We start from the raw sequence: 10,141 nt of genomic DNA, 5'->3' as shown, positions 1-10,141 counted from the left end.
AGGCATCAGACAACTGCTCTAGTTTCCGCTCTTTCTCTTTTTAAAATGTTACGGGTTCTCATCACTCATCGCTCAATGGCAAAAGACACTTTCAACAATAAGAAGCCGGCTCTAAATGAGTGAGCCGGCTTCTTTGTTTATTTCGTAATTTTTATAATTCCTGTTTGTTTCAGATCAACTTGACCTGGCTTTTCAATCACTACCTTTTCACCTTCTGCTAAGTTCGTGAAGACAATCGGTGTAATGGTTGATGTAGCATGTTCTTTAATATAATCTAGATCAACTTTTAGTAATGGCTGACCTTGTTCTACAATGTCATTCTCCGCTACTAAGGTTTCAAAACCTTGACCTTTTAGGTTTACGGTATCAATTCCAACATGGATTAGAATTTCGCGTCCTGTATCAGAGAGAATTCCAATTGCGTGCTTAGTTGGGAACAGGTTAACGATTTTCCCATTTACAGGCGATACAATTGTACCCTCTACTGGGATAATCGCAAAACCATCACCCATCATTTTTCCAGCAAACACTTGGTCTGGAACTTCTGAGATTGATTTTAATTCACCTTTCAGCGGTGACATAAATCCTTCATCTTCTGTACTGCGTGCATTTTGAAGAGCTTCTGGATTAATTTCCTCGATTTGCTGTTCCACGCCTTTTTCTGGCGCTTTCACTGTTGTACGAGGTTTTTTACCATCCATAATGTCTTTCATTTGTCCTTTAATGGTTTCTGAACGCGGTCCAAAGATTGCTTGGATGTTGTTTCCTACTTCAAGCACACCCGCTGCGCCTAGCTTTTTTAGTTGGGCTTTATCAACATCTTTAATATCATTAACAGAAACACGAAGGCGGGTAATACATGCATCTAAATGAGCAATATTTCCTTTGCCGCCCATCGCATCCAAAATATTTGAAGCCAAATCACCTGATCCTGCTTTACCAGTTGGAGCTTGATTTTCTTCTTCCTCTAGTTCACGACCTGGAGTTTTTAAATTAAAGGTACGAATCGCAAAACGGAAACCAAAGTAATATACAACCGCAAATACCAGACCTACAGGAATAACAATCCAAGCATTCGTTTGTGGGTTAATTAGCCCGAATAGGATATAGTCAATTAATCCACCAGAGAAAGTCATCCCGATTTTCACGTCTAACATGTGCATAATCATAAACGAGAATCCAGCAAATATTGCATGGATACCAAATAATATTGGTGCAACGAATAAGAATGAGAATTCAATTGGTTCCGTAATACCTGTTAAGAACGACGTTAGAGCAGCTGATGCCATTAATCCTCCGACGAAAACTTTCTTTTCAGGCTTAGCTTCGTGATAAATCGCTAAAGCTGCTGCTGGAAGTCCAAACATCATGAATGGGAATTTACCTGTCATAAATGTTCCAGCTGTTAAATTTTGAACATTATCATTAATCTGAGCCATGAAAATCCGCTGGTCTCCACGAACCACTTCTCCTGCTTTGGTTGCATATTCACCAAACTCAAACCAGAAAGGAGAGTAGAAAATATGATGTAGACCAAATGGAATTAATGATCGTTCAATTACTCCGAAAATAAAAGCAGATATTGTTAAATTTGCATGTACCATGTTTTGCGAGAAAGCATTTAGACCGTTTTGGATTGGCGGCCAAATAAAAATCATCAATAACCCTAAAACGAGAGCAGACGCTGCCGTAATAATTGGCACAAAACGTTTACCTGCAAAGAATCCTAAATACGATGGTAATTCAATTTCATAAAACTTATTGTACATTGCCGCAGCTAATATTCCGACGATGATCCCACCAAATACTCCTGTTTGCAGTGTTGGAATTCCTAAAACATTTGCATAACTTAGACCATTAACATCTTCTGGTGTAATCCCAAGTACGGTTCCCATCGTTGCATTCATGATTAGGTAACCAATAATTGCTGCAAGACCAGCTGTACCTTCTCCTCCAGCTAAACCAACTGCAACCCCAACCGCAAACAAGAGCGGAAGGTTTCCAAAGATGACATCTCCTGCTTTTTGCATAACAGCAGCAATCATATCAACCGTGCTGTTATCTAGGAACGGAGCTAATTCTAATAGTGCTGGGTTTCTAAGCGCTGCTCCAATAGCAAGCAAGATACCTGCAGCAGGCAAAAGAGCGACCGGTAGCATTAACGCTTTACCGACTTTTTGCAAGACGCCGAAAGCTTTTTTAAACATAATATATACCTCCAATTTATTTATGGCTCATTAAGCGTTTTCATTTACTTCATAAAAACAAAAAAAGGCATGAGTAAAAGTTCAATTGAATAAGGCTACGGGTATAGATTACCCAAAAACCTTTGTTTCAATTAATACTTTTCACTCATGCCTGATCGAATCAGTAACACGTAAAAAATAATAACTATTTAAATTTTTTCTGTATTCTTTGCAAATGCATGGTTAAATACACCGCTTCTGCATCAAATACTTTCAATTTCAATGTTTGTTGCATCACTTTAATGAGCTTCCATGAGAGATTATAGCATACAGGATATTCTTGTTTCAATAGGGAATTTATTTTTTCTGGTTCCTCTACTTTTTCTCCTTTAATGACTCTCTCAATGGTGAATCGAAGGTGACGCACAAGCCTCATATAATCAATGCTTTCTTTATCGATATCAATTTCAAACTGCTCTTCTACCATCTTGACCAGCCTGCTGACTAACTGAGAATGTTGATTGACCTCAGAAAGGTTCTTTTTGGTCATCGCACTATGAATATGGAGGGCAATAAATCCAATTTCACCAATAGGCAGGTTAGTTCCTGTCTTTTCATTAATTAGCTGGACAACCTCTGTGGCGATTTCATATTCATGCCGATAAAGTGTTTTTGTTTCGACCAAGAATGGATTACTTATTTCCATTCCTTTTCTTGCACGAGTAATCGCGAACATTAAATGGTCTGTTAACGCTACATGAATATGCTCATCTAGAAGCGTATTGGTTCTATGTTTGATCAGACCAATAGCAGATATAATTACTTCTAGCAATTCATTCTCAATAAAAGGAAGCAATTTAATATAATTTTGCTGTTCCTTTTCATTTTTTAGCACAAATAGTTTTTCAACTGAATCCGTTTCAATAAAATCTCCATGTTTCCGATTGAAACCAATTCCTTTTCCAATTAAAACAACTTCTTGGTAGGAAGGGTGTTCAGCTATTAAAACATTGTTATTTAACACCTTATCAATCAACAGCTTTACCATAACCCTTCCCCCCCATTTCGTCACAATTATCGCTCTCTAATTCCCATGTTATAAGAGACAATTCAAGAAGTCAACGACAATATTCGACAACTATTATTTATAAGTAATACCTCTTATCGCTAATAAAAAGAAACCCGCCGTAAATGCAAGCAATGCTAGTGTATCCTTTATGAGCGTAATGGGATGAAGGCTGCCACTTATGATTTCTTTAAAACCTGACATCGCCCAGCTTTGGGGTACAGCTAAAGAAATCTTTTGCATGTATTCTGGAACAAGGTCAATAGACCAATACACACCGCCGAGCATACACGTACTCACGATTAACACTGCCCCTATTGCACCAGCTTGCTGTTTCGTTTTTACTATCCCAGCAATCATAAGACCAAAACCAACCACACATAATATGACTAAAGAAGCAAAAGGGATCATATAGGTTAAGTTCCCCCAGGTGGTGTCAAACAAAAGGTTCATGGCAACCATTAATACTGCGAACTGAATCCAGCCCATCAGAAAATATGCAATTAAATATCCTAAACTAATCTGCAGCTTACTAGCTGGGGTAACCATCAGACGGCCCCATGTACCACCTATTCTTTCATCTAGAATAGTAGATGCAGCGCCCGAAAGACCAAACATCATAAACATGATAGCAAAACCAACAAACATTAAATTTATTTCCACTGAGATGTTATCATCCCTTTGAATCGTTTGTTTTTCGATGGCAACTCCTTTACTTGTTGCGACTGCTTCCAGTAAATCCGGCAGAGCGGCAGAAACGCTTTCCTCCTCAATCTGAAGGACGCGAATAATTAAGTTTGCTGTTCCTTGCAAATGCGGCTCTAAAACAAGGTAATTTTCTGTTTTATTGCGAAGAATCACATCAAACAATGGTTGTTTTCCCATGACTTTTTGTTGGATGTTAGTTGGAATGACTATGGCAGCTACTGTATCCTGCCCTTCCACATGTTCCTTTGCTTCCTGCAATGTTGCTTTATTCCACTGGTAGTGTTCATTTTTCTTCAAAAGATTGAAGATTTCAGCGCTATGTTCTTCTTCATTCATTACAACATCTATTACTGGTTTTGTTTGTCCTGACTCTATAGCAATTCCACCAAAAATCCAGCCAAATAAGCCCGGCAAAAGAAACATCATAACCAAAGCTCCCGGTGATTTAAAAAGTTCCTTTAAATGAAGCCATGCTATTGCCCCAATCCTACGCATACTTCCCTCTCCTTTCGATTGAAAGGCGAAATAAGCCAATCGCAAAGAATAATACCCCTAAGCCAATTGCGCTCAGTACTGCAGGGATAATTTCAAAAAACGATGCCCCTGACATTAAATCTAAATAAGTTTGGAGTGCGAGACCATTCGGCAATAATTTAGAAACAGAAACAAACCAATCTGGGAATATATATAACGGCACCATACTCCCGCCTAAGGCAGCGAAAATTTGCGTTCCTAACATTCCAGCAGCATTAAAGCCTTTCTCTGTTTTGATAAAAGAGCCTGCCAATACACCCAAACCACAAGCACTTATGACAAAAGATTACAACACCGGAGATTGAGTTTCCCCAGTCAACTCCAAATATAAGCTTTGTGCCAATGATAATCACAAAAGCCTGCAATAAAGATATAGCAATTAAACCAATCATTTTTCCAGTTAAGTAGTTTATGTAGGTTAGATTTGATATCAGCAATCGTTTAAAGACCTCTTGCTCTTTTTCAAGAATCATTGCCGAAACACCTTGAACGACGGTCATTAGCAGGAACATGACACCCATGGCAGCAGCATAATACTGAAAAGAACTAACTGGATTCGTGTCTGCATCAATAGATGTTTCATTAAGGAGGTTTTGACTGGGTTCTTCTGCGGAGGTATTACCTTGAACAGGTAGTGCCATATTTGCTGACATTGCTTCGATTGGTACGGATTGACCGAATTGTTCTATTACACTTGAAACGATGGTTGCTTTAATACCAGGGTCAGGAACTGAGATTAGTTTTGCACGCGCTTGTTCTCCCGTTATCAAGGAAGCTGTAAAATCCTCATCAATAACAATTCCTACATCAAGTTTATGGTCCTTAATTTTTTTAACCATCTCTTCTTCTTGAAAATATTTAACCTTAATTTGATCAGATAGTTCCTTTTCAAAAACCTCTTCTGATAATACTCCGCCTAACTGTCCCTGATCTAAATTAACAATTCCCAATGTGAACTTTTTAATCGTAACATCTTCATCACCATCCATCATATCGCCAAATGCTGATCCTAAAATAGCAATTAACAAAAGAGGCATCGCGATTAACGTTAATAAAGCCTTCTTATCACGAATAATAATCAGTAAATCTTTCCACGCCAGCCACCAGGAAGTCATCATCATCGCACCCTAATCTCTTAAGCTTCTACCAGTTAAATGCAAAAAGACACTTTCTAGGTTGGGTTCAACAATTTCTACAGATGTAATCTTCGTCCCGTCTTTTGTCACCAGCTGGATTAATTCACTTAGAATTGCTTGCGGTTCTTTATGAAAAACGGTAAGCAAATTGTCTTTTATCAGGATATCTTTTTCCACTGCCAAACCCTCTAGTAAACCTATAATCTCTAAATGATTCGACCTTTCTTTATCCAAAGAGATGATAATTCTTGACCGTTCACCGATGGTTTCCCTCAGCTCACGAAGGGTCCCACAAGCAATTAACTCCCCGTGGTCAATAATCCCAATCCGTTCACAAAGGAATTCCACTTCTTCCATATAATGACTAGTATAGATTATAGTCATTCCATTTTGATTTAAGGATTTTGCGGTGTTGAGAATATGATTTCTTGACTGTGGATCGATTCCAACTGTGGGTTCATCCATGATTAATACGTCTGGTTTATGTAAAATGGCAGCACCTATATTTACCCGCCGCTTCATTCCGCCCGAAAAGGTATTGATTTTGTCCTTTGCTCGGTCTGTCAGCCCAATGATTTCAAGGACTTCATCAACCGATTTTTCAAGAGCATTTCCAGATAAATCATACATCCTCCCCCAAAATTTTAGATTCTCTCTTGCTGATAATGTCCCATAGAGTGCAATTTCCTGAGGTACAACCCCTATCGACTTTTGGGCTTGTTTTGGATTTTTGATAACATCAACACCCGTTATTTGAATACTTCCTGAGGTCGGAGGGTATAAACCGGTTATCATGTTGATTGTAGTGGATTTGCCCGCACCATTCGGTCCAAGTAGACTGAAGGACTCGCCTTTCTCCACCGAAAAGGACACACCTTTCACTGCTTCTAACTTCCCAAAGCTTTTTCCAAGCTCCCGAACGTTTAGTATGTTCACTTTCAAAACTCCCTTTCCATTCTCCTTCTTATACCCCTATCATAAAGCAGAAAATTGGAAAAATTTATCTATTTTTATGAAAAATAAAAATATTTTGTGAAATAGTTCACAGCACAAAAAAGAGCCTGTGATGATCACAGACTCTTTCGACACTATTGTAAGAAAATGAAGTATAGAATGAAAATGACAAAGAAGAAATACATAATCGGATGAACATCTTTCATTTTACCTTTAACAATCATCGTAATTGGGTAAAAGATAAATCCTACAGCAATACCTGTTGCAATGCTATATGTCAAAGGCATAGCAATCATAGTAAGGAAGGCTGGTACAGCAACTTCAAATTTCGTCCATTCAATTTTCCCTAACGAACCTACCATCAACGCTCCAACAATGATTAAGGCTGGTGCTGTAACTGAAGCTGTTACTACTGATAATAACGGGAAGAAGAACAGTGATAGAATAAACAATGCTGCGGTAACAAGTGAAGCAAAACCTGTTCTTGCACCAGCTGCTACACCGGCAGATGATTCAATATAAGACGTTGTTGTTGAAGTACCAAGGACTGCACCAACAGTTGTTGCTACTGAGTCAGCAATTAAAGCTCTGCCTGCACGTGGTAATTTATTGTCTTTGATCATTCCTGCTTGATTCGCCACTGCTACAAGTGTCCCTGCATTATCAAAGAAATCAACAAACAATAGCGTCAATATAATTCCAAGCATGGCCATTGAGTAAAACGAACTATCGGTAAAAGAAGAAAACGCGGCTCCAAATGTAGGTGCTATACTTGGAACGGTATCGACAATTTTATCTGGTGTGTCAATTAAGTTAAAGATCATTCCTACGATAACAGTAATAATCATTCCGAGAAATACTGCTCCATTAAACCCTCTAGTCATCAGTATAACCGTCACAATGATTCCGAAAATTGCTAGTAAAGTTGGTCCAGCTGTCAAATCACCTAATCCTACAAGGGTCGCATCATTGTTTACTACAATACCAGCACTTTGCAATCCAATAAAGGTAATATATAAACCAATTCCGGCCCCGACCGCATGCTTTAACTCAATCGGAATCGCATTAATTAATTTCTCACGTAATCCTGTAAGTGTTAATAAGAAGAAAAATACTCCGGAAATGAATACTGCACCTAGAGCGTGCTGCCATGGAATACCGCTGCCTAACACAACTGTATAAGCAAAGAAGGCATTTAGTCCCATACCTGGCGCTAAAGCAAGTGGGTACTTTCCGAGTAATCCCATAACAATGGATCCAATTGCAGCAGCCAAGGCTGTTGCTACAAATACTGCTCCATAATCCATTCGAAGTGCGTCAGGAAAATCCTTTACACTAGAAAGGGTCAACGTAAGCGGGTTAACGACTAATATATAGGCCATCGCCAAGAAGGTAGTCATGCCGCCAATAATTTCACGACGATAATTCGTCCCTAATTCTTTAAACATAAAATACTTTTGCATTCTTCTTCCCCCTAGGAATCTTTCTTTTATAAAAACAAAAAACGCTCCGATATCTACCGGAACGCTTGACTTGGGGCAAGTGTAAATAATAGAGGAATAACCTCTGTTTTTAACACTGCCTCGTAGTCAAGCCATTTACGGTGGCTCGGTAGAAACTTTTGGGCCATATTCCCAAGATTATACGAGTTAAATCGACAAATTATTTACTTCTCCTTTATCTTATCAGGGATTTCCCAACTTGTAAACACAAAAAGCGAACGTTTTTAAAATTATATTTAAAAACGTTCGCTTTTAGAACTATTCTATAAAATTTATTCCCATTCAATGGTTGCTGGTGGCTTACTCGTAATGTCATAGACCACTCGGTTAACATGCGAAACTTCATTTACAATTCGAGTTGATATAACTTCGAGCACATCCCATGGGATCCGAGCCCAATCAGAAGTCATTCCATCTATAGAAGTAACGGCACGGATACCGATTGTATAATCGTATGTTCTGGCATCGCCCATTACACCAACACTGCGAATGTCTGGCAGTACCGTAAAGTATTGCCATATTTCACGATCAAGTCCAGCCTTCTTTATTTCTTCACGTAAAATCCAGTCGGATTCACGAACAATTTCAAGTTTTTCATCAGAAATCGCTCCTAAGACACGAATTCCAAGACCTGGTCCAGGGAATGGCTGTCTCCAAACAATATCATCTGGAATTCCAAGCTCCGTACCAACGGCGCGGACCTCATCTTTAAAAAGGGTATTCAATGGTTCGATTAATTTAAATTGCATATCCTCAGGTAATCCGCCAACATTATGATGAGATTTAATCGTTTGTGCAGTTGCGGTTCCGCTTTCGATGATATCGGTATACAGCGTTCCTTGTGCTAAAAAGTCAATCCCTTTAAGCTTTGTTGCTTCGTCATCGAATACATAAATGAATTCATTGCCAATAATTTTTCGCTTTTTCTCTGGATCTGAGACCCCTTCTAGCTTAGATAAGAAACGTTCCTTTGCATCCACTTTAATGACATTCATATGGAAGCCTTCTGCAAAGGTCTTCATGACACTTTCCGCTTCATTTTTACGAAGAAGCCCATGGTCAACAAAAATACAGGTTAGTTGATCTCCGATTGCTTTATGAATGAGTACAGCAACAACAGAAGAGTCTACTCCACCGCTAAGGGCACAAAGTACTTTCTTATCTCCAACCTGCTCACGAATCTTTGCCATTTCGACTTCAATGAAGTTCCCCATAGACCAATCGCCTTTACACTCACATACATTAAAGACAAAATTCTTAAGCAGCTCATTTCCATATACGGAGTGTCGAACTTCTGGGTGGAATTGAACAGCGTATAATTTTCGGTCCTCATTACTCATCGCCGAAATCGGGCAGGACGGGTTTGTTCCGTCAACTGTAAAGCCAGCTGGTGCTTCGACAACCAAATCTCCATGACTCATCCAAACCACTTGCTCCTCAGGCATATCATGGAAAAGCTTCGTCTGATTTTGGAGATTCATGACCGCTTTCCCATACTCACGGTTCTTTGCTTTTTCAACCTTCCCATCAAAGTGAACAGTCATTAGCTGCATACCATAGCAAATTCCTAAGATAGGCAGACCCATTTCAAAAATTTCTTCATCGCAGCGGAATGAGTTTTCATCATATACACTATTCGGTCCGCCTGAAAAAATGATTCCCTTTGGATTCATTTTTCTAATTTCCTCAGCGGTAATCGTATGTGGATGAAGTTCACTATAGACACCAAACTCACGAATCCTGCGTGTGATCAACTGGTTATACTGGCTTCCAAAGTCTAAAACAACAATCAAATCTGTATTTGTCAACACGGCCACCTCTTCCAAAATTATAAGGTTAGTATTTACTTTTATCACAAAAAAAAAACTAGAATTCCCCCTCCATATAAACCAGGAAGGCAGAATTCTAGCTTTCTCACAATTGCTATGACAGAAATTTCTGCCTTCATAGTCAGGTCATTACGGTGACCCGGTAGAGACTCTCGAACCTATTTTCGAGGATATATGAAGAAAAACCGTATAAATTTACGCCTTATTGTAACAATAGGTTGTTTTA

At 38.9% G+C, this 10,141-nt stretch carries 8 protein-coding genes and 2 riboswitches; all 8 genes read right to left on the bottom strand.

The features are described from left to right. Positions 1-137: 137 nt before the first annotated feature. A complete protein-coding gene (gene ptsG / locus CHI06_RS23290; protein ID WP_095250951.1) occupies positions 138-2,207 on the bottom strand; it encodes a glucose-specific PTS transporter subunit IIBC in 2,070 nt (689 codons plus the stop codon). Between the two features lie 184 nt (positions 2,208-2,391). Then, positions 2,392-3,234, bottom strand: coding sequence for a glucose PTS transporter transcription antiterminator GlcT (glcT, locus tag CHI06_RS23285; RefSeq protein WP_095250950.1), 843 nt, complete (start codon positions 3,232-3,234; stop codon positions 2,392-2,394). A 93-nt stretch (positions 3,235-3,327) separates the two neighbouring features. Further along, positions 3,328-4,455 carry an ABC transporter permease gene (locus CHI06_RS23280; RefSeq protein WP_095250949.1) on the bottom strand — a complete coding sequence of 376 codons (1,128 nt, stop codon included), beginning with the start codon at positions 4,453-4,455 and terminating at the stop codon, positions 3,328-3,330. After that, positions 4,448-4,747 (bottom strand): ABC transporter permease, encoded by a 300-nt coding sequence (locus CHI06_RS30765; RefSeq protein ID WP_257009425.1) that lies wholly within the window; start codon positions 4,745-4,747, stop codon positions 4,448-4,450. Before CHI06_RS30765 ends, CHI06_RS23280 begins: the two co-directional genes overlap by 8 nt. Further along, the gene (locus CHI06_RS23275; protein ID WP_257009424.1) at positions 4,710-5,615 is read right to left on the bottom strand and encodes an ABC transporter permease; all 906 of its coding nucleotides are present in this window, start codon (positions 5,613-5,615) and stop codon (positions 4,710-4,712) included. The genes CHI06_RS30765 and CHI06_RS23275 overlap by 38 nt, the downstream gene beginning before the upstream one ends. A gap of 6 nt (positions 5,616-5,621) precedes the next feature. After that, positions 5,622-6,560 (bottom strand): ABC transporter ATP-binding protein, encoded by a 939-nt coding sequence (locus CHI06_RS23270; RefSeq protein ID WP_095250955.1) that lies wholly within the window; start codon positions 6,558-6,560, stop codon positions 5,622-5,624. Between the two features lie 158 nt (positions 6,561-6,718). After that, a complete protein-coding gene (locus CHI06_RS23265; RefSeq protein WP_095250948.1) occupies positions 6,719-8,047 on the bottom strand; it encodes an NCS2 family permease in 1,329 nt (442 codons plus the stop codon). A gap of 103 nt (positions 8,048-8,150) precedes the next feature. Next, positions 8,151-8,252: riboswitch (purine riboswitch) on the bottom strand. A 106-nt stretch (positions 8,253-8,358) separates the two neighbouring features. Continuing rightward, a complete protein-coding gene (gene guaA, locus CHI06_RS23260; RefSeq protein ID WP_179292747.1) occupies positions 8,359-9,897 on the bottom strand; it encodes a glutamine-hydrolyzing GMP synthase in 1,539 nt (512 codons plus the stop codon). A 116-nt stretch (positions 9,898-10,013) separates the two neighbouring features. Continuing rightward, positions 10,014-10,113: riboswitch (purine riboswitch) on the bottom strand. Positions 10,114-10,141: the final 28 nt, after the last annotated feature.

This window comes from Bacillus sp. 7884-1 (genome assembly GCF_002272245.1).
Lineage (GTDB): Bacteria > Bacillota > Bacilli > Bacillales > Cytobacillaceae > Neobacillus.
The sequence above is the reverse complement of the archived record's forward strand: the minus strand, read 5'-3'. Positions and strand labels throughout refer to the sequence as shown.